We start from the raw sequence: 19,756 nt of genomic DNA on the forward strand, positions 1-19,756 counted from the left end.
AGCGCTAGTCAAATATGCAAGTATACCATTTGATTTAGGACAGTTATACTTGTTGACAGTTTAAGTGCTAGTAATTATGACAGCACCAACACCAGAGGAAAATAGTCGGAATTTAGGGTCTGCAACTCAGTCTCGGCAACAGTTGCGACATGAAAGGGTTCAAAAGGTCGTCAAGGGATTGGGGATTGGCGCTGGTGGGTCTGAACTTTTGGGGATGGGTTGGTTAATTTTTTTGGGTCAGCCGAATTAAGTATTAATATTAATGTTTACCTTAAATTGTTCTAATGCTTGCCGAATTTCTATAGCGATCACATTTTCTAATTCGCTTGTGTCAGCATGGCGATCGCTAGTAGACTTCATCGTGAGTACCAATATCAAGTAGAACTATTACTTCTGTCTGTTCTTCAGAAATTTCTATAGTAAATAAAATTCTACAGTCATAGCCACAGGAACAGGCTTTTAATCCTGCTAATTTTCCTTGCAGTGAATGGGTACTTAACTGGGTTGCAAAAACGTCCTCTTTCATCAATTGTAATATTTGAATTAGTCTTGGTTCAAGCTGAGAATTACGCTTGACAAATTTCCGAAATGCTCGTTTGAATTTTGGCGTTAAAACTAGTTCTCTCATTCTTCTGCCAAAGTTGCTTTTAGTTCAGAAATGATTTCTTCTATGGGTTGAGGTTTTAACTCTCCACGATGAAAGGCAGCGATCGCTTCTTTGGCATCTTGAGCAATTTCCTCTCGACGAGCTTCAATCATTTGATTCTTAACAATTTCTAAAAGCATTTCTCTTTGCTCAATTGAAAGCTGATTAACTGTTAAAATTGCTTCTTCTAATGTAACCATTTTAGATCTCCTAATAGGTTTAAACGTCTTGATTATAGCCAAACCTCAAATTTTTTGCTCTTTTTCCTTTCTACTTTTTCCTTATCATCTCTCTCCTTCCACTATTTTAATCTCTTCTTCTGTCAACCCATAAAGTTGATAAACTAAAGCATTAATTGCCTTTTCTAATTCGCTTGTATCAGCGTGGCGATCGCCTTTTTTGACCGTTCATAATTAAATCGGTAAGTATCTTAATCGAATTGAAACATCGCTTACAGAGATGATTACACCATTTGTAAGTTCTGTGGCATAGTCATTAATGATTGCTAACAAATGACGGTTAACGACTTCTCTGCTTACATTTCCTAGACGAAATAAAATAACACTGGGTAAGCTTTCGCCGCTAATTGCTAATAGTTGGGCAAAGTCTAAATCTACAGTAAGTAATATTCGTTCCTCTTGGCGAGCTTTTTCTAAAATATTGGGATCTGTCATCTTTTCTAGATTCTCTTCAATCAGGTGGATTGCGTCATAGCCTTGTTCTCTCAAAAGTGCAATTGTGCGGGGAGAGATGCCCATATCACCTAAGAATTTCATACTGCTTGGGGGATTTGCCAAAAGATGACTCGCTCTTGAGTGAGCCAAGCGGCATATCTAAGCGCTTGCTGAATGTCTTCTGGTTCGAGATAGGGATAGTCTTCAATTATTTCGGCTGTTGATAAGCCGTTGGCGATGAGGTTGATGACTACTGATACGGGTATCCGCATTCCGCGAATGCAAGCTTGACCTGCCATAATTTTGGGGTCAAAGGTTATGCGATCTAGTCCTGCTATTGTTTTCATTGTTTTTTACCTTTTACTCTATTTAAATTGCTGTGTATTCTTGTTCTGTTATTTCAAATTCTGGGTCGATGATTTTTACTTCTTCATAGGTGAGTTGATAGAGTTTATAAACTAAGCGATCGCACTTCTTTTCTAATTCGCTCGTATCAGCATGGCGATCGCCTTACAGTTGACAGTTTTATATCGATGGTAATTTGATTCTAATGAATTGTTTTTCTATAGTCTCAAATTGAGAGAGATGATTATGTATGGCTTGGGCAATTTTTTCCCAGTTGGTGCTACTTCGACTAATCACGATGCCTTTATGTTGAGGTGTTTGTGCGTGTAAACGAATAAAATCCCGACGATTCATGGTTAAGATGGCTCGATTGGGGCTAATGGCATAGTGCAGGACTTCAGGGTCGGGTATTTTTTGTTCTGCTTTTCCTGCGTCTTGTACGGTCAGAATGTCATACCCTAAAGCACGCAAAATTTTGACGACAGGCAATGGGAATTGCTCATCTGCATAGAGTTTGAACATTGCCTAATCTGCCTCGTTTTCAAGGATTGCTGTGGCAATTTCTTGGGGATGGCTTTCGGCGTATATCCAAGCATTTGCTAGATCAACGGCGTTTAGGGTTGGATATGCTTCTAATATTTTTGCGTCACTAAGCCCTTGTTGTTGGTAGCTGACTAATAGCCAAACGGGGATTCTGGTGTTACGGATACAGGCATCACCGCCACATACGTTTAATGTTTTCTCAATGCCGTGCCAACTATTTAATAAGCTATTAAGGATTAGTTGAATTGCTTGGGATTTTTCTGTGGGTGAGAGTGCGAGTAGTTGAGGTTCTAGTTCTTTAAGTGTCATAGTTTTTTAATTGGATATTTATAAAGTTACTCTAATTTTTCCTTTTTCCTTTCTACTTTTTCCTTGTCACCTCTCTCCTTCTACTATTTTAATCTCTTCTTCTGTCAACCCATAAAGTTGATAAACTAGAGCGTCGATCGCATTTTCTTCTTTTACCGTATCAGCATGGCGATCGCCTTACTCGTCTTGTAGCTTTTCTAAGTCGGCTAAATCTTGTAGTCGCCCAGAGGCTAATTTATTTTTTTTGAGGTTGTCAAGATTAATAATTGTATAAACTCTTTGAAATCTTGGTTGAGCATTGTATTTATATTGGTGATATTCTTGGCGGATTTGTTCGAGTGCTTCTAGGCGTTTTTGGGGTGTTTGCTTTTGCCAGTAGTGGAAATCGCTGGTTTGTTTTTTGAGTGAGACTTTATTAATAACTTTTTCCATAGTTTTTTATCTTGTTTTAATTGCTGTGTATTCTTATTCTGTGAGTTCAAATTCTGGATCAATAATTTTTACTTCGTCATAGGTGAGTTGATAGAGTTTGTAAACTAAGCGATCAATCACCTTTTTTAAATCGCTTGTATCAGCAATAGATTTTTATTCTACGTCTGATTGTCAGGATGCAACAAAGGTAAAAGCAATGTATTTTCTATTTTCTGTCTAACTTCACGACTAACATTACAATCACTCTTCATGCATTCCACTAAAAGTTGATTGGCTTTATAGTAATTGTTTAATTTTTGTTCTTGTTCTTCTGTAAATTTCCACTCATGTCCAATATTGTAATACTGAATAATTAATAAACGCAGCTTTTCAGTCCATTCTTGAGCATTAGTTAACCACCAAGAGTTAAAAGAATCTAAATTTTGATTCGGATCAGGCATTAAATCTCTTAGATCTTGTAGGCACTGATATTCTCTATCTCCTTTAATTGTCTTTGTATATTTAAGAATATGATCAAATGCAGTTTGCAATTCTCTTTCTAGATTAAGCTGAATATAGTTGATAAGGTCAAGACTTTCATCGTAATGTAATGAGTCAAAAAGCTTTAGCATAGTGATAACATCATTGTCTTCCCTACTTATGAAAGATAGATCACCTTTCCTAAGAAGTTCACGGTTAACAAGTAATATCATATATGTTTCTATCGTTCTAAAAAGGTCAAATTCGTATTTTTGATTAATATTTTTTATATTGAAATGTTGAATCTTCTTTTTGCGCGTAATATTTCTATCTATATTAGAAGAAAGATCAAGATCAAGTGCAAGTTCTCTACTCATTTCATATTGCTTCTCACCAGCGAATGTAAAGCTAATACTGAAAGAAAAACAATAAAATGACAAGTAGTAAGCTCGAATTGCTTCAAGTTTATAGGGAGATGTCACTGCTATAGACTTTTCATTAACCCAGTGCAAAAAGCTTTGTAACTTCTCATCCTCTGCCAATAAATTATCAATTGCTATCTTCATTTTTAATAACAAATGATTAGCACTACGTTGAGGTGACATTTCTACTGTTAACAAAAATACCTCACGCCACTTTTTATCAAATAAGTGTGAAACTAGCTCTTCCAAAATCTCTGGCGAAGACTGTTGCACTCGTACAATCTCATACGCTGTAAAATATTCATGAAATGTGAGGTGAGAAAAAGAGTAAACCCCATCAAACCTTTCCGTTAATAGTCCATGTTGTGATTCTATTGAAGTTACAATTTTACGCCCATTTGCTAATAATGCCTCACGATCTCCAATTACATCTCTTAAGTCTTTAATCTAAGTACAGGACAAAAATTTAATGGAGTTAAAGAAGGCTTGAGAATTGAGATGTAAGTCAAAGATGATGTGACGAAGGAAATCAAAACCAAGGCGAAAAATGCTTTTAGGAAGACGACCGTGTTTTTTAGGCTTGAGGGGATTTAGTTGAGCCAACCAAAGCCCAGAAGAAAAAGCCCAACATAAAGCCAGAGTAAGCAAAGCAATTAGTTTGGAAAGACGTTCAGGATCTTGAAGATGAGTGGACTCCAAACAAAAGCCACGGGTTTTAAAGCACCCGAATAAAGTCTCAATAGCCCAACGCTTAGCATAGTCAGCAATAGCCGTATCAGGGTCATGAGTCGTCGCGACAATTAATAAATCGCCATCATCAAGACGCATAGCGGCTATACGAAGCCAATGGTTCCAAACCTTTCTGGGCTTGGACAATACTTTGGACTGACCAACTTGGAGGTCTTGAAAACAAATGTCGGCACGCAGTTTTTTCTGCCCGTCATTGAGCAAAGTATTTTTACGAATGCGGATACGAAAACGGTTACATGGTTCACACAACAAGTAATCTAACCAATCCTCACCGACAAACTCTCGGTCTGCACTCAAAAAGTCGATTTTGCGGTCTCCAAATATTTCCAGAAATCGATTACACAATTCACAGCGCTCACGGGTGTTTGAGTTACCTTTTTTGTCCAGCATCATCCATACCAACGGGAATGCAATACCGTAATGCACTATTCCCAATGTCAGCACATTAAACACGGTTTTACCGAATTCCCAATCGGTGCGGTCGATAGAAATTACCCAAGGTTCGGGGATTTGCATGACTTTGACGACCATGAGTGCGATCTTTTCATAGTCCACTTCAAAGTCTCGAAAAAATCTCTGTAACCTCTTATAGTGTGATTCGACTTTGGCATAACCACTAAATCCTGTGGCAATTTCAGCTAGGTTTACTGTCTTTACTCGCATTAGCGCGATCAAGAACATGGACACAAAGGCTAGTCTTGCTCTATTCCATTGCAGATGTTGCTGCAACTTTTCTCGGAATAGGTTAATCTCTTTCATAGGGGTTTTATTTACGATGTGGTTATCTTTTATAAAACCCCTCCCTGCCTACTTTTGCAACTTTTTGTCCTGTACTAAGGTCTTTAATGTAAGTAGCAATAGAATTAGCAGCACGATCTCGTGAAAATAATAGTAGCTCTTCCTGAAAAGTCTCAAAAGCTAACAGGCTTAACATTTCTTCCTTTCGTTGAGTTGAAAGCCCTTTGTAAACTGCATCCCGCTCTTTCTCTCGGCTACTATCCCAGCGCTCCATTAGGAGGTCAATACCTTTTTCATAAAGTAGTGCACGATTTTCATAGAAATCATTCCTGTCTTCAAAAATTAAACATAAGAACGTTAACAACAAAGGATTTGAAGCTTGATGTTTAATTCGAGGACGTTCTTCTAATTTCGCAAAAAACTTTGAGATTCTCTCTTTGTCTTGCTCAAACCATTTTGAGACAAAAGATTGTATTTGCCATTTATCAAATTCAGCAACTTGAACCTCTCGAAATTTTGGAAAAATATATTCCTTTGCTGCTATTCGACAGGTAACAACAATCCGCGCCTGATCGTATGCCCCAGCTAAATTTTCAATTGCCCTAATTACAGCTAAGCGACGACTTTCAATAACTTCATCTAGCCCATCAAGCAATATCAAAGCCTGACCCGATTCTAAAATATCCTTCAACACTAATGGATCGCTAATTCCACAATCTTCATTCCATTTTCTGCGAATAAATGACTCTAGAGATTCTTCATTTCGTGCATAATCCTGCAAAGTTACAAAAATCGGCACACGCTCAGGCTCAAATTTCTCTGAATTGCACAAAATAGCTAAATGCTTGAGAAATGTAGTCTTTCCTGCCCCCGGTCTACCCAAAACCATCAATCTCAAAAATTGACTAACAACTTCTAATCCATCTAAACGATCTTTACGCAGTTCTAATCCCGCAAAACCAGTTTGTTCCCAATCTGTCGGATCTAGCTCGGCAAGATACTCTTTTTCAGTCAGAAACCTTTTACCCAGAACACGATCAAAAAGTTTGACATCCGTATAAATTTCTCCTAGCCCTATTTCTTGAGGCATCGTTAAAATTTGCATCGTCCCGCAACGTTTGAGAATATCCGCAGCACATTGCTTTCGTGCTAGTTGTACCAATGACTCAATATCTATACTTTCTTTCGCCGCCGATTTCTTAGACTGCGATGAGAGTCTTCCAGAGACTTCTTGCCAATTAATTTCTAGATTTTCGCAGATTGTGACAAAGATTTGGCGATCTACAGGTTTACCCGTGAAGAAATTGGAAATTGTAGAGCGTGACTGCACATCAACTAATTCCATTAGCTTCTCTTGCGTTAACTTCTTACCCGTCAAAGCATTTTTCGCGAGATTGATACCTGCCTTTGTTGCAATTAAAGATTGATCGCTCACAACCCAAAATCCTCACAAAAACCTTACCAGATTTATTTTATCCAAATTAACCAGCCGTAGGGGCAGAGCATTCCTGTAAATATCTATAAACCTCACCACCATCACCAAATCAGGAATGCTCTGCCCAAACCCCTCGCAATTTACAACCATCTACCAACCGCAAAGAGGATTTAGCATTTGCCAACAGAGAGTGTTGCGAGAATTCTAAAACATTGCCGCAAATGCTAAACCCCTACCAAAATATCCAAAACACCAATAAAAACATAAGTCAGACATAACGCAAACACAACTTAGACATAGCTCAAACCTAGCTCAGGTCGATGTTTTTAGCGATCGCACCTAACATAGATTTCATCGAATTAAATCAAGACAATGAAAAACACACAAACGACCGAACCCGCAACTAGCGCTAACCCCAACCTCGACATCACTCCGCTAATCATGCCCATCAGCTACTCTGTATCAGGAGCGATCTCCCTTGCTGCGATCGCTGCCTTTCTCCGTCAACTATTCAACCTCGGCAGAGAATAGTCATGAGTGCAATTGCGATCGCTATACTCATAAACCTATCAACAAGCAATCAAGCGATCGCTAACTAAACACCATCTAAACACTATCTAAACAACGCAATCTTGAAAATGTTTAAAATCTATACTTAAGTAAGCAAGAGAATTCTAAACAGAAAGATATACCTTGTCAGAGTAGAGAAATAGGTTGATGATTTGACTATCACAGCAATTGCTTGATACTTCATCGACTCAAAAGGAAGTAGAAATCTCCATGCTACAAGGATGGATGCAGATAGGAATTACACTGTTGCTGATTGTAGCGATCGCACCGATATTTGGTCGTTACATCGCACGGGTGTTTTTAGGACAAAAGACATTTCTAGATAAAGTTCTGACACCATTAGAGAATTTGATTTTTAGTCTCAGTGGTGTGCAGTCAAAGGTGCAAATGACGGGCTGGCAATATGCTCGTGCGATTTTGTATAGCAATTTGGTCATGGCGATCATGCTATTCCTGATGATCATGTTTCAGGGAGCATTACCGCTAAATCCTACAGGCTTGGGCGCTCCTAGTTGGGATACCGCCTTACATACCACGATTTCCTTTATTACCAATACTGACCAGCAGCACTATGCTGGTGAAACCACTCTCAGTTACTTCACGCAGACCTTGGGTTTAGGATTTTTATTCTTTACCTCTGCGGGTACGGGATTAGCGATTGGAATTGCCTTTATTCGTGGGTTAACTGGGCGATCGCTTGGTAATTTCTATGTAGATTTAACGCAGTCGATTACGAGAATCCTGTTACCGATTAGCATTATTGGCTCAATTATATTCATCGCCGCAGGTGTCCCCGAAACCCTATCGGCTCCCGTAGTTGTGCCAACTTTAGAGGATGCAAATATTAGTCAAGCGATCGCGATCGGCCCTGTCGCCCATTTCGAGATTATTAAGCAACTGGGCGAAAATGGTGGCGGATTTTTTAGCGCTAATTCCACCCATCCCTTTGAGAATCCCAATGGCTTTACGAATCTGATTCAGATTTTGGCGATGATTTCCATTCCTACGGCGCTAATTTTTGCCTATGGTGAAATTGCCCATAATCGGAAGCAAGCTTGGCTCATTTTTGGAATGGTATTTATTCTCTATGTAATTTTTATTGTCGTGGTAGGAATTGGCGAATACCAAGGCAATCCTCTGGTAAATGCGTTACTTGGTTCTCAAAGCCCTAACCTTGAAGGGAAAGAAGTTCGTTTTGGTTGGGCGCAGTCGGCTCTATTTGCCGTGACCACCACAGGAACGATGACAGGTGCAGTGAATTCCATGCACGATTCGCTGATGCCTAGTGGTGGTTTTATCACTCTGTCAAATCTATTCCTACAAATCATTTGGGGCGGACAGGGAACGGGAACCGCCTATCTATTTGCCTACTTAATTTTGGCGGTATTTGTGACAGGGCTAATGGTGGGTAGAACGCCAGAATTCTTTGGACGCAAGATTGAGAAAAATGAAGTGGTTTTAACGAGTTTCTTGATTTTGCTAATCCATCCAATTTTTATTCTGATTCCCAGTGCGATCGCCTTAGCATTTCCCGATCAGTTGGCAGGGATTAGTAATTCTGGATTTCATGGACTCTCGCAAGTTGTCTATGAATATGCTTCAGCCGCCGCCAATAATGGTTCTGGTTTTGAAGGCTTAGCCGACACCCAACCCGCAAGCTCTGCTCTATGGTGGAATCTCAGCACTTCCGCCAGTTTGTTAGGCGGGCGATATATTCCTGCGATCGCTTTATTACTTCTAGCGGATGGCATCTCACGTAAGCAACCTGTGGCGATGACCACAGGCACATTGAGAACCGATACCGTCCTATTTACTAGCGTTACGGCTGGTGTGATTTTGATTATGGGAGCTTTAACTTTCTTTCCAGTACTGGCACTTGGTTCAATTGCCGAAGCTTTCTTAATTGCTAGAGGTGGAGGTTGAGATCCCCATTGCTAGAGGTGGAGGTTGAGATCCCCGACTTTTTCTGCCAAATCAAAGATAACTTGTAAATTCACACAAAAAGTCGGGGATCTGGATAGTCACAGATAATTTCAAATTCTATGAATAATTCTTCAATAAAACCCATGCCTAGCGGCACTCGCGACTCGCGTAAACATACGCCCAAAGCATCAATGGCGGGACTATATCAACGTGCTATTCGCGATGCGTTCCGTAAACTGAATCCTAAAATTGCGGTGCGAAATCCTGTCATGTTTATGGTTTGGGTTGGGACATTGGTGACTTTGCTTGTCACCATCGATCCGAATCTCTTTGGCAATGTCCAAGCCGATCCCAATCAACAACGGCTTCTCAATGGCGCGATTACGATCATTCTCTTTTTTACAGTGGTATTTGCCAACTTTGCCGAGGCGATCGCCGAGGGACGGGGTAAGGCTCAGGCTGATTCCCTACGCACCACGCGATCGGATACGATCGCTCGTAAAGTTCTGCCCGATGGCACGGTTCAGCCCACAAGCTCTACGGAATTGCGGCGTGGTGATTTGGTGAAAGTAGCGATCGGTGAGATGATTCCTGCCGATGGTGAAGTGATCGCAGGTTTAGCTTCTGTTGATGAATCTGCGATCACAGGCGAATCGGCTCCCGTTCTCAAACAACCGGGGACAGATATCGCTAGTTCCGTTACAGGCGGTACTCGCGTAGTGTCCGATGAATTGACGATTCGGATTACTGCCGACCCCGGACAGGGATTTATCGATCGCATGATTGCCCTAGTCGAAGGAGCCGAGCGCACAAAAACGCCTAACGAAATTGCCTTGACGGTACTGCTAACGGTGCTAACACAGGTATTTCTGATTGTCGTAGCCACGATGACTCCCCTTGCGAATTATGTGAATACGCCCACCACGATCGCAATTCTGGTTTCCCTTTTAGTTGCGCTGATTCCGACGACGATTGGCGGCTTACTCAGTGCGATCGGCATTGCAGGTATGGATCGAGTCGCTCAGTTTAATGTGATTGCCACCTCTGGGCGTGCTGTCGAAGCTTGCGGTGATATTAACACCCTCGTTCTCGATAAAACTGGCACAATTACCCTTGGCAATCGCCTCGCCGATGAGTTTATCCCCGTTAATGGTCACAGACTCGCTGAAGTTGCCACGGTTGCCCTCGCCGCAAGCATCTTTGATGAAACCCCTGAAGGGCGATCGATTGTGCAGTTAGCCGAACAATCGGGAGCCGTGCTTAAATTCGATCGCGACCAAGCTAAAGGCATTGACTTCTCCGCCCGTACCCGCATGAGTGGTACAGATTTACCCGATAATATCGAAGTTCGCAAGGGAGCCGTAGATGCAATTCGAGGCTTTGTGAGATCGCGTGCTGGACATGTTCCAGAGGAATTTGAATCTGCCTATGAGAAAGTCTCCAAACTAGGCGGCACTCCCTTGGGCTTATGTCAGGGCGGCGACCTCTACGGAGTCATTTATCTCAAAGATATTGTCAAACCCGGATTACGCGAACGTTTTGACCAACTGCGGCGCATGGGTGTCCGTACGATCATGCTCACAGGCGATAACCAGATTACTGCTTCCGTAATTGCTAAAGAGGCAGGGGTTGACGACTTCATCGCTGAGGCAACTCCCGAAGATAAAATCGAAGTCATTCGTAGCGAACAGGCTCAGGGCAAACTAGTAGCGATGACAGGGGATGGCACAAATGACGCTCCTGCCTTGGCTCAGGCAAATGTAGGTGTAGCGATGAACTCAGGCACACAAGCCGCCAAGGAAGCTGCAAATATGGTGGATTTGGATAGCGATCCGACAAAGTTAATTGATCTTGTAGCGATCGGTAAACAATTACTGATTACTCGCGGTGCATTGACCACTTTTTCGATCGCCAATGACATCGCCAAATACTTCGCAATTATCCCCACGATCTTTGCTGCCGCAGGAATTGGCGCATTAAATATCATGGGTCTCAAGAGTCCCCAATCGGCAATTCTCTCAGCATTGATCTACAACGCTTTGATCATTCCTGCCCTAATTCCCTTAGCCCTCAAAGGTGTCAAATTTCGACCTCTCACCGCCGATCAACTCCTCCAGCGCAATATTCTGCTTTACGGACTAGGCGGCGTAATCGCTCCATTTATTGCCATCAAATTCATTGATATTCTTCTACCAATTGTTTGAACACTGATTAAACGGATTATTTGATTTCACGGATTTTGATCCTATTTCAATAAGCTAACAGTCAAATCTAGAAATCTGCGTAATCCCTTAATCTGTCTAATCTGTGATTCTGACTTTTAGTTTATTTTTAATCTACTATGAACAAATTTCTGTCCGATCTATGGCAACTGGCTCTCAAGAAAAAATATCCCAAATATCTCTTCTTTGCCCTCTGCCTCAACCTCATTGTTGCGCCCGCTGTCTATGCCGCTAATGCTGAAAGCTTCACCAAATTCCAAGCCTACGCTCTAGGACTTTTAGGAATTGCCACCTTTGCCTTTTCCATCTATCTCTTTGTCGTCATGTTTCAACCTGAGAAGTTTTAGTTTTGGGCTGTTAGCGATTAGCTGTTAGCGATTAGCGATTAGCTGTTAGCTAATAAAGCCTATACCTAAACTTGAACCTTCAATTACCAATCACCAATCAGCAATTACCAAAAAGCTAAAAGCTAAAAGCTAAAGGCTAAAAGCTAATCCCACAAACCTATGAACGAAATTATTAAAGCTATTCGTGCCACACTTGTTCTCTGGATACTCGTCGCTGTAATTTATCCGTTTGGAATATTAGCGATCGCGCAATTACCATTTCTCTCAAATCAAGCCAATGGTAGCCTCATCCGTAATGCTCAAGGTCAAATAGTTGGTTCTGCATTGATCGGACAACCATTTACCAGTGACAAATATTTCAATAGTCGCCCTAGTACCACCAACTACAGCACCGTTAATCCTCAAAAAGATGATGCTGGTATTTTGAAAACTGGAGTTTCAGGCGCGAGTAATTTAGCTCCTAGCAATCCCGATTTGCTAAATCGCATTAAAGGTAAGTCCGATCCCGATCCTAGTAAGGCGATCGCGGGAGATATCCCAAGACTGCAAACAGCAGGCATTAAACCCACCGCAGATTTGATTTATACTTCTGGTTCTAGTCTCGATCCTCACATCACACCTGAAGCCGCGAAAGCTCAAATCCAAAAAGTAGCTCTAGCTCGCAAAGTTGAACCTAGTAAGCTAGAAACATTAATTCAACAAAATACTGATCGTCGTTTTCTCGGTATCTTTGGCGAAGATGGTGTGAATGTTTTGAAGTTAAACCTAGCCTTAGATAGTTTATGATTAAAACCCATCGACGCGGTAAGCATAAAATCTTTATTGGTATGAGTCCGGGAGTCGGGAAAACCTATCGGATGCTAGAGGAAGGGCATCGGCTTCGTGCTGAGGGAATTGATGTGGTCATTGGACTATTGGAAACCCATAACCGTATTGAAACCGCAGAAAAGGCAAAAGGATTGGAACTAGTTCCCCGTCAACAGATTACTTGTAATTCTGTGACTCTTACGGAAATGGATACGGATGCAATTCTCAAACGTCAGCCACAGCTAGCACTTGTAGATGAATTGGCTCATACGAATGTGCCAAATTCTGAACGGGAAAAGCGTTATCAGGATGTAGAAATACTTCTCGAAGCAGGGATTGATGTCTATTCCACTGTAAATATTCAGCATATTGAGAGCCTAAATGACACAGTGGCAAAGATTACAGGCATAATTGTGCGGGAGCGCATTCCCGATCGCATCTTAGAAGTTGCCGATGAAGTCGTTGTCGTTGATGTTACCCCTGAAACCCTCCAAGAACGGCTACGCGACGGTAAAATCTATGCTCCTGAAAAAATCGATCAATCTCTGAATAATTTCTTTCAGCGTCGCCATTTGATTGCTTTACGAGAGTTAGCGCTGCGGGAAATTGCCGATAACATCGAAGATGATCTGGAAGCTCATGATCAGTCATTGTCCTCAGCAAACCCTATTTGTAATATTCACGAACGAGTTTTAGTCTGCGTTTCTACCTATCCTAATTCGCTACAATTACTGCGAAGAGGGGCAAGGATTGCCAACTATATGCACGCTCAGTTATATGTGCTATTTGTTGACGATCCCGATCGCTTTTTGACTAAAGCCGAAAGTTTGCACATTGAAACCTGTGAACGCCTATGTAAGGAATTTGAGGGGACTTTTATCCGTGTGCGTGATGGTAATGCCTTGAAAGCGATCGTCGATACTGCAAAAAGCTATCGAGTCACGCAGATTGTCATGGGCGAGAGTCAGAAATCACGCTGGCAAATTTTATTTAAGGGTTCTCTCACCCAAAGGATTTTAAGGCTTCTCAAAAATGTTGACATTCACATCATTTCCACAAGTAAGACCTCAGATATTTAGATAGAATGCACGACATTCTATCTATGGAACAGCGATCCGTCTCTTACGCTTGCGAAGGAACGATTTGCGAAGTTCCTCTGCACCTAGCAAAATCGGAGGACAGATTAGCAAGAGTGACCATTGCCAAATAGTCAAGGGAGCAGTCGCAAAGATCTGGCGTAGGGGCGAAAATTCAATGATTGAGATAATCAAGATCCATTCTGTGGCAATTCCTAACCAGATGAAAGGATTAGAGAAGAAACCGATTCGGAAGATCGAAGTCTGCTCGGAACGACAGGCAAAAACATTACCATCTTGACAAGCTACGATGATCGCTAAGGTCATAGTGGTTGCTTGAGCATAAATGAAAGTGATTTCTGGGTTAGTAGTATGGGAAAGAATGGCAGGGGCGATCGCTTGCAGGGAGTTAAAGTCATAGCCATAGCTATGCCATACCCAGAAGAATCCGAACATCCCTAAGGTTGCCTCGATGAGTCCTAAGAAACAGTAAGCGCGTAATAACAAAGAGCGATCGAGCAATGGTTTCGATTTGGCGCGGGGTGGCAACTGCATCGTTCCTAATTCTGCGCGTTCGGTTCCCAAGGCGAGAGCAGGCAAAATATCCGTTCCTAAATCAACGATTAGAATCTGCATAATGATCAAAGCAGGGGGGATTTTGAAGATCACCATCGCTAGAAATGGCACTAGTTCCGCCACATTGGATGCCAAAATGTAGGTCATAAACTTGCGAATATTTTGATATACCGATCGCCCCTGCTCGATCGCTACAACAATCGTCGCGAAGTTATCATCGGTCAGCACAATATCAGCAGCCTCTCGCGCCACATCCGTGCCATTCTGCCCCATTGCCACGCCAATATTCGCCGCACGTAGGGCAGGCGCATCATTTACACCATCACCTGTGACCGCCACGATTTCGCCAATATCCTTATAGGCTTGCACCAAGCGCAATTTATGCTCAGGGGACATCCGTGCAAACACCAGTCCATGTCGATATTTCACAACTTGGCGCAGTTGTGCGTCGGAGAGATGCCCCATACCTTCGCCAGTGACAACCCGCACGCGATCGCCAACTAGACCAATTTGATGGGCGATCGCCTCAGCAGTAAGTCCGTAATCTCCCGTTACCATCGTGACTTTGATCCCTGCTTGATGACATTGGGCGATCGCCTTGGGTACTTCATCGCGAGGTGGGTCGAACATGGCAACTAAACCGATGAAGATCAGATTTTGCTCTAGATCCTGTGCCTTAAGATCGATCAGTTCCTGTCCACCCCGTCGCGCCGCCAGACCTAGTACCCGAAAACCTTGCTTAGCCAAATCATCATTTGCCGTGACCACCTCCTGCCAATAGTCATGGGTCAATTCCTGTTGCTCACCATCACGCAAAATCCAATGACAATGTTTAAGAACTTCTAAGGGTGCGCCTTTGGTAAAGGCAAGATTGGGAAGTTCGTCCTTCCATAATGCTGATGACTGCCAATTCAAAATGACGGTCATCATGAGGCGGCGCGAGTCAAAGGGAATTTCCCTTAGGCGAGGGAACTGTTTTTGTAATTCTTCTAAATTTAATTCTGCTTTCGCTGCTGCCACTAAGAGAGCCGCTTCCGTGGGATCTCCAATTTCTTGCCAGCGACTGGGGGCGTTGAGATGGACTAAACGGGCATTAGAGCAAAGTGCAGAACCAATGAGCAGAATTTTGGCTTTCCATGCAATTTCGGAATCTGCGGGGAGATGGACTTTCCCACTGGTGGGATCGTAACCTGCACCTGTGACTTCAATTAGGCGGTTTTGATTGGTAATCGCATGATCAGCCTCGCCATCGGGTTGCGTTGGTAGCCAGAGATAACGCACTGTCATTTCATTTTTGGTTAATGTGCCTGTTTTATCAGTGCAAATGACCGTAGTAGCACTCAGAGATTCCACAGCCGAAAGTCTTCTTACCAAAGCATTCTTTCTTGCCATGCGGCGGACACCGATCGCTAAAGACAAGGTGACAGTCGGTAATAATCCCTCTGGGACTAGAGCCACAATAATACCGATCGCGAAAATAAAGCTTTCTTTGACTTCTATGCCAACGAGAAAGTATGCCAATAAAAAGATCAGTACACCCATACTGACTGCGATCGCGGTAATGATTCGCACGATCCTTGCCACTTGCACTTCTAGGGTGCTGGGATCGCGCTTCACCACAGTGGTCAAATGTGCGACCTGTCCAAACTCAGTTTCTGCGCCCGTCGAATAAACCACGGCTACGGCTCGACCAGCCGCCACGGTGGAGCCTGCTAAAACAAGGTTGGCAATTTCTGAGGGATTAACCTTTTCCTGTAAGGGCTGTTCCCCTTGGCGGAGCATCGTCTTACCACCACGCACTGAAACGGCTTCCCGTAACCTTACAGGGTAAGCATTCCGAGCTACAGGAAGAGATTCCCCCGTCATCACTGACACATCGAGATATAGACTTTCTGCGGAAATTAAACGGGCATCTGCGGAAATGCGATCGCCTTCTTCCAATTGCATGACATCGCCACGCACCAGTTCTCGCGCGGGAATCTGCTTGAGTTCGCCATTGCGATAAACCTTGACCTGCATCGGTAATACTTTTTTTAAGGCTGACAAGGCTTTCTCTGCTTGGAACTCTTGCCAAAAGCTAAAAATTCCATTAATCCAGATGACTGACCAAATTGCCCAACCCAGTTCAGGAGTCCGTGAAATAAAAGCTAAAATTCCTGCAACCCATAGCAACAGAGCCATGAAGTGGGTCAATTGATCCAGAAATCTGAGCCACAATGGACGCTGCACAGGCTCAGGCAATTCATTTGCACCAAACTTCTCTAATCTCTCTCTCGCTTCGTCCTGAGATAATCCGTTGGCATGAGTGTTGAGGGATTCATAGACTTCTTCAAAGGATAATGCCCAGATTGGTTGATGAAGTGATGCCATACCTGTCTACTCCTTGTTAATCATATCTCTGTAGAGATGTGATTAAACCTAGCACCAGATACTTTTATGAAACCTTAAATCAAACTAACATATGGTGAGCAGTCCTAAAATTTATTGAGAGAGCGTTGGCTTAGCAAACGCTCTCTCAAATCCCTAAATCAAAAGCTTTGCGTAGCAAGGCTTTTGATTTAGGGATTATAAAATTTGCAATTTTAACTCGCACTGACGTTAAAAAGAAAACTCTTAGCAAACTGACAAAAAAGCTCGCAAAGCGAGCTTTTTTGTCAGTTTGTAAATGCTTTAGGCATGAAGCCAAGCTTCTGTGGCAATTCCTAATTTGCTAGCGGTATCAATTAACTGATGTAGCTCTAAATTAGAAATACCTTCACAAAGATTAATCTCAATATGGATTGGTTGTTTTTCAACGGATTCTAAATCGAGAATCTGTCTAGCGAGGACACATTGGGGAGCAATCCTTTTGAATAGATAATTCAGAAAGGCTTCCTGCGAGAGATTGAGATTGAGTTTCAGATTGAGGCGATCGCTAATCGCTAGGGCTTCCTCAATTTGATTGAGATGATCAAATAAGGCCTTCTCATGGAGATCCTGAATCTTAGAAAGTTCCTGAATCTGTCTCAAAATATATTTTTCGAGGATCTTGGCATCTTCTACATGGGTAAACTTACAGCCGAGATTAATTGCCTCAATCGCCACTGCATCTAGTCCCACATTCGGTAATGATGTTCCTGTTTCCAGTTTCTTCAGTTCCTCCGTAAGACGATTGTTGAGCACGATATCGGCAGCTACTTGCAGTTCAGGCGGCACGGGCAAATCGTCACGACGGAAGGAAATTAATATTCCGTAATTATCGCGATAGACTTGCTCGTATAGCTGATCGAGTCGGGTCAATGTCTCATCAGCTAGCATTTGCAGAATCCGATGACGCTCCTCAGCAAATAGATGATGCAGACTGAACTGTTCACCACTAAAGGTACTTGCCATTGCCAAGATCACCGCCGCAGTATTCGCCTGTTTGAGAGTTTTAAAGAGAGTTGCTTTAATCTCTTCATATTCTCTTCGCCCTGTGAAGGGCTGAATGCAGCAATGGAAATCATCGCCGCCCAGATGTAGCACCGCGAAAATGTAACTAACCGACTCTTGGGTAATCCGCGAAGTTAAGTGAATCTGCCCGATCGCTAAGGACATCGAGCCAATTCTTTGCAGTTGATAGTCTTGCTGTTGGATTTGGTAGCAATAGATTTGTTGCGATCGCCCATAATTTCCCAGCGTCGAACTCAGGGCATATTGAGCCGCAACCTGCGCGAGGCTAATCCGATTGGTAATTACCTGTTTGCGATATACGCCTTCGCCATCCTTAAACTCAGCGAGATTGCTCGGAGCCTTTGCCATACGATGAATAAATTCATCCTCTAGCAATACTCCTGCAACATCGGCGGCTAGCTCGATCGCTCTAGCGGCATAGCGCAAAATCTGCACAGTTTCAGGTCGCGACAATTCCTCAAAGAACCAACCGCAACTGGTAAACATCAGTAGGGCATGGCGTTGCATTTCCAATAGGCGCAGAGCGTCAATTTTCTGGGCTGAAGAATTTACCTTGTTACCACATTGCTGTTCAAAGAACTTTTCTAAAATTGGCGAAAGATCAGGAATGTTATCGCGCAATGAATATTGCAAAACTTCGATATAGCGATCGCGGGCTTCCCAAGGATCATTAAAATATTTACGTCCGATGTCTACATAAACCGTCGCAAGGCGATCACGTAGCCAGTTAAGACTATCGCGCAGAGGTCGCCGCCAGAGCTGCTGATAGCCCGATCCTTCACCGCCACAGGTACAGCCACCTTGCCAGCGATCGACTCCGTGGGCGCAACTCCAAGCGGTGACAGATTTCAGTTCTGCTTCGTAGGTGGGCGGGAATAGGCTCAAATAATGGGCGTAATTGGTCACTGTCCAGCCACGCTTAGGAAATTCCTCCACAAAGGCATAGGAGAGCGTCTTCTCGGTGAAATGCTTGTGATGTCCGAAGGTTTCGCCATCGGTTGCCACAGAAACCATTTGATGCGGACGATTATCATTCCTGACGGCTTGACTGAGACGTTTAGCAAAATTGTGGGAACTGCCTAAGAGATCCCCAAAGCCCATGTCGCGTGAAATCGGCCCGTCATAGAAAAATACATCGATATAAGCATCAGTATCGGGTGGCAAATGGAACTGCCCAAGTTCCGATACATTCCCCTTCGTATTGCTATGGCGACGTAAGTAGCAACGGTAGGGACGATTAGGGTCAATCTGTGCGCCACCTACTTCTTCCCATGCAGGATTGGGATTGTCTTTGGTGGGCATGGGACGACAGCGCTGTGCCTGCGAAGGAGCCAGCACAATAAACTTGATCCCCTCTAGTACCAGAGCCTCAAGGGTTTCATAGTCAACGGCAGTTTCCGCTAGCCACATTCCTTCGGGATCACGCCCAAATCGAGATTTAAAATCTTCCTTTCCCCAGCGAATCTGTGTCAATTTGTCGCGCCAATTGGCGAGGGGCAAAATGATGTGGTTATAGACCTGCGCGATCGCATTGCCATGACCATTTAGGCGATCGGCACTGCGTTTATCGGCATCGAGAATCGCTTGATAGGTATCGCGATCGTAGAATTCCATCCATGAGAGCAGCGTTGGTCCCATGTTGAAACTCATGTACTCGTAGTTATTGACAATCTTGACGATTTTGCCATCATGACGCTCGATCCGTGAGAATGCATTGGGACGATAGCATTCATGGTGAATCCGCGCATTCCAGTCATGAAAGGGAGCCGCGCTTTCTTGCCGCTCGATCGCATTGAGGTAAGGATTTTCACGCGGAGGCTGGTAAAAGTGACCGTGAATTGTAATATAAATTCCCGAATCAGTCGGACTCTGGACATCAGGCGAAGAAACAGAAGCAGCAACAGTCACGCAAATCTTCCCTTATAAGCAAACGATATATATTCTATCTTGGCAGATCTGCTTAGTGGTTCGCAAGGAAGTATAGAAAAGTTTTAGAAATGCCAATAAAAAAGCAGCCAATAAAAAAGCTGCACCTAGTGCAGCTTTTTTA

The 19,756-nt window shown here is 43.0% G+C and carries 19 protein-coding genes and 2 pseudogenes; 7 read left to right on the forward strand and 14 right to left on the reverse strand.

What is annotated here, in order from left to right:
* Positions 1-76 precede the first annotated feature (76 nt).
* Complete coding sequence (locus HC246_RS21915; protein ID WP_169365548.1) at positions 77-250, forward strand: hypothetical protein; 174 nt, start codon at positions 77-79, stop codon at positions 248-250.
* A 96-nt stretch (positions 251-346) separates the two neighbouring features.
* Here HC246_RS21915 and HC246_RS21920 read toward each other — a convergent pair whose 3' ends face one another.
* The 12 genes and pseudogenes from HC246_RS21920 to HC246_RS26770 all read right to left on the reverse strand — a co-directional run bounded on the left by HC246_RS21920 (position 347) and on the right by HC246_RS26770 (position 6,753).
* Positions 347-628, reverse strand: a complete 282-nt coding sequence (locus HC246_RS21920) for a type II toxin-antitoxin system RelE/ParE family toxin (protein WP_169365549.1) — start codon at positions 626-628, stop codon at positions 347-349.
* Entirely contained in the window at positions 625-846 is a 222-nt protein-coding gene (locus tag HC246_RS21925; RefSeq protein ID WP_169365550.1) for a hypothetical protein, read from the reverse strand. The genes HC246_RS21920 and HC246_RS21925 overlap by 4 nt, the downstream gene beginning before the upstream one ends.
* Positions 847-930: 84 nt before the next feature.
* Positions 931-1,047, reverse strand: a pseudogene (locus HC246_RS27160) (hypothetical protein); the annotation flags it as partial.
* 12 nt (positions 1,048-1,059) lie between these two features.
* A complete protein-coding gene (locus HC246_RS21930) occupies positions 1,060-1,422 on the reverse strand; it encodes a DUF5615 family PIN-like protein (RefSeq protein WP_169365551.1) in 363 nt (120 codons plus the stop codon).
* A complete protein-coding gene (locus HC246_RS21935) occupies positions 1,419-1,667 on the reverse strand; it encodes a DUF433 domain-containing protein (RefSeq protein WP_169365552.1) in 249 nt (82 codons plus the stop codon). Before HC246_RS21935 ends, HC246_RS21930 begins: the two co-directional genes overlap by 4 nt.
* A gap of 178 nt (positions 1,668-1,845) precedes the next feature.
* Positions 1,846-2,187, reverse strand: a complete 342-nt coding sequence (locus HC246_RS21940; RefSeq protein WP_169365553.1) for a DUF5615 family PIN-like protein — start codon at positions 2,185-2,187, stop codon at positions 1,846-1,848.
* Positions 2,188-2,190: 3 nt separating this feature from the next.
* Positions 2,191-2,517, reverse strand: coding sequence for a DUF433 domain-containing protein (locus HC246_RS21945; protein WP_169365554.1), 327 nt, complete (start codon positions 2,515-2,517; stop codon positions 2,191-2,193).
* A 66-nt stretch (positions 2,518-2,583) separates the two neighbouring features.
* Positions 2,584-2,691: pseudogene (locus HC246_RS27055) on the reverse strand (hypothetical protein); the annotation flags it as partial.
* Positions 2,692-2,694: 3 nt separating this feature from the next.
* Positions 2,695-2,949, reverse strand: coding sequence for a hypothetical protein (locus HC246_RS21950; RefSeq protein WP_169365555.1), 255 nt, complete (start codon positions 2,947-2,949; stop codon positions 2,695-2,697).
* 158 nt (positions 2,950-3,107) lie between these two features.
* Entirely contained in the window at positions 3,108-4,103 is a 996-nt protein-coding gene (locus HC246_RS21955; protein ID WP_169365556.1) for an NACHT C-terminal helical domain 2-containing protein, read from the reverse strand.
* A gap of 174 nt (positions 4,104-4,277) precedes the next feature.
* A complete protein-coding gene (locus tag HC246_RS21960; RefSeq protein ID WP_169362074.1) occupies positions 4,278-5,339 on the reverse strand; it encodes an IS4 family transposase in 1,062 nt (353 codons plus the stop codon).
* A 22-nt stretch (positions 5,340-5,361) separates the two neighbouring features.
* Positions 5,362-6,753 carry an NACHT domain-containing protein gene (locus tag HC246_RS26770; RefSeq protein ID WP_169365557.1) on the reverse strand — a complete coding sequence of 464 codons (1,392 nt, stop codon included), beginning with the start codon at positions 6,751-6,753 and terminating at the stop codon, positions 5,362-5,364.
* Positions 6,754-7,125: 372 nt separating this feature from the next.
* Here HC246_RS26770 and HC246_RS21970 point away from each other — a divergent pair, with 372 nt between their 5' ends.
* The 6 genes from HC246_RS21970 (at position 7,126) to HC246_RS21995 (ending at position 13,701) form a co-directional block, all read left to right on the forward strand.
* Complete coding sequence (locus HC246_RS21970; protein ID WP_169365558.1) at positions 7,126-7,284, forward strand: hypothetical protein; 159 nt, start codon at positions 7,126-7,128, stop codon at positions 7,282-7,284.
* A gap of 249 nt (positions 7,285-7,533) precedes the next feature.
* Positions 7,534-9,246 (forward strand): potassium-transporting ATPase subunit KdpA, encoded by a 1,713-nt coding sequence (gene kdpA / locus HC246_RS21975; protein ID WP_169365559.1) that lies wholly within the window; start codon positions 7,534-7,536, stop codon positions 9,244-9,246.
* 119 nt (positions 9,247-9,365) lie between these two features.
* The gene (gene kdpB, locus HC246_RS21980) at positions 9,366-11,450 is read left to right on the forward strand and encodes a potassium-transporting ATPase subunit KdpB (protein WP_169365560.1); all 2,085 of its coding nucleotides are present in this window, start codon (positions 9,366-9,368) and stop codon (positions 11,448-11,450) included.
* A gap of 137 nt (positions 11,451-11,587) precedes the next feature.
* On the forward strand, positions 11,588-11,815 hold the full coding sequence (locus HC246_RS21985) for a potassium-transporting ATPase subunit F (RefSeq protein ID WP_169365561.1): 228 nt from the start codon (positions 11,588-11,590) through the stop codon (positions 11,813-11,815).
* A gap of 159 nt (positions 11,816-11,974) precedes the next feature.
* Positions 11,975-12,601, forward strand: coding sequence for a K(+)-transporting ATPase subunit C (gene kdpC / locus HC246_RS21990; RefSeq protein ID WP_169365562.1), 627 nt, complete (start codon positions 11,975-11,977; stop codon positions 12,599-12,601).
* Positions 12,598-13,701, forward strand: a complete 1,104-nt coding sequence (locus HC246_RS21995) for a universal stress protein (protein ID WP_211167904.1) — start codon at positions 12,598-12,600, stop codon at positions 13,699-13,701. The genes kdpC and HC246_RS21995 overlap by 4 nt, the downstream gene beginning before the upstream one ends.
* A gap of 21 nt (positions 13,702-13,722) precedes the next feature.
* Here HC246_RS21995 and HC246_RS22000 read toward each other — a convergent pair whose 3' ends face one another.
* Positions 13,723-16,644 (reverse strand): cation-translocating P-type ATPase, encoded by a 2,922-nt coding sequence (locus HC246_RS22000; protein ID WP_169365563.1) that lies wholly within the window; start codon positions 16,642-16,644, stop codon positions 13,723-13,725.
* 300 nt (positions 16,645-16,944) lie between these two features.
* A complete protein-coding gene (locus tag HC246_RS22005) occupies positions 16,945-19,614 on the reverse strand; it encodes a DUF3536 domain-containing protein (RefSeq protein ID WP_169365564.1) in 2,670 nt (889 codons plus the stop codon).
* Between the last annotated feature and the right edge of the window lie 142 nt (positions 19,615-19,756).

The sequence above is a fragment of the Pseudanabaena yagii GIHE-NHR1 genome (assembly GCF_012863495.1).
Classification (GTDB): domain Bacteria; phylum Cyanobacteriota; class Cyanobacteriia; order Pseudanabaenales; family Pseudanabaenaceae; genus Pseudanabaena; species Pseudanabaena yagii.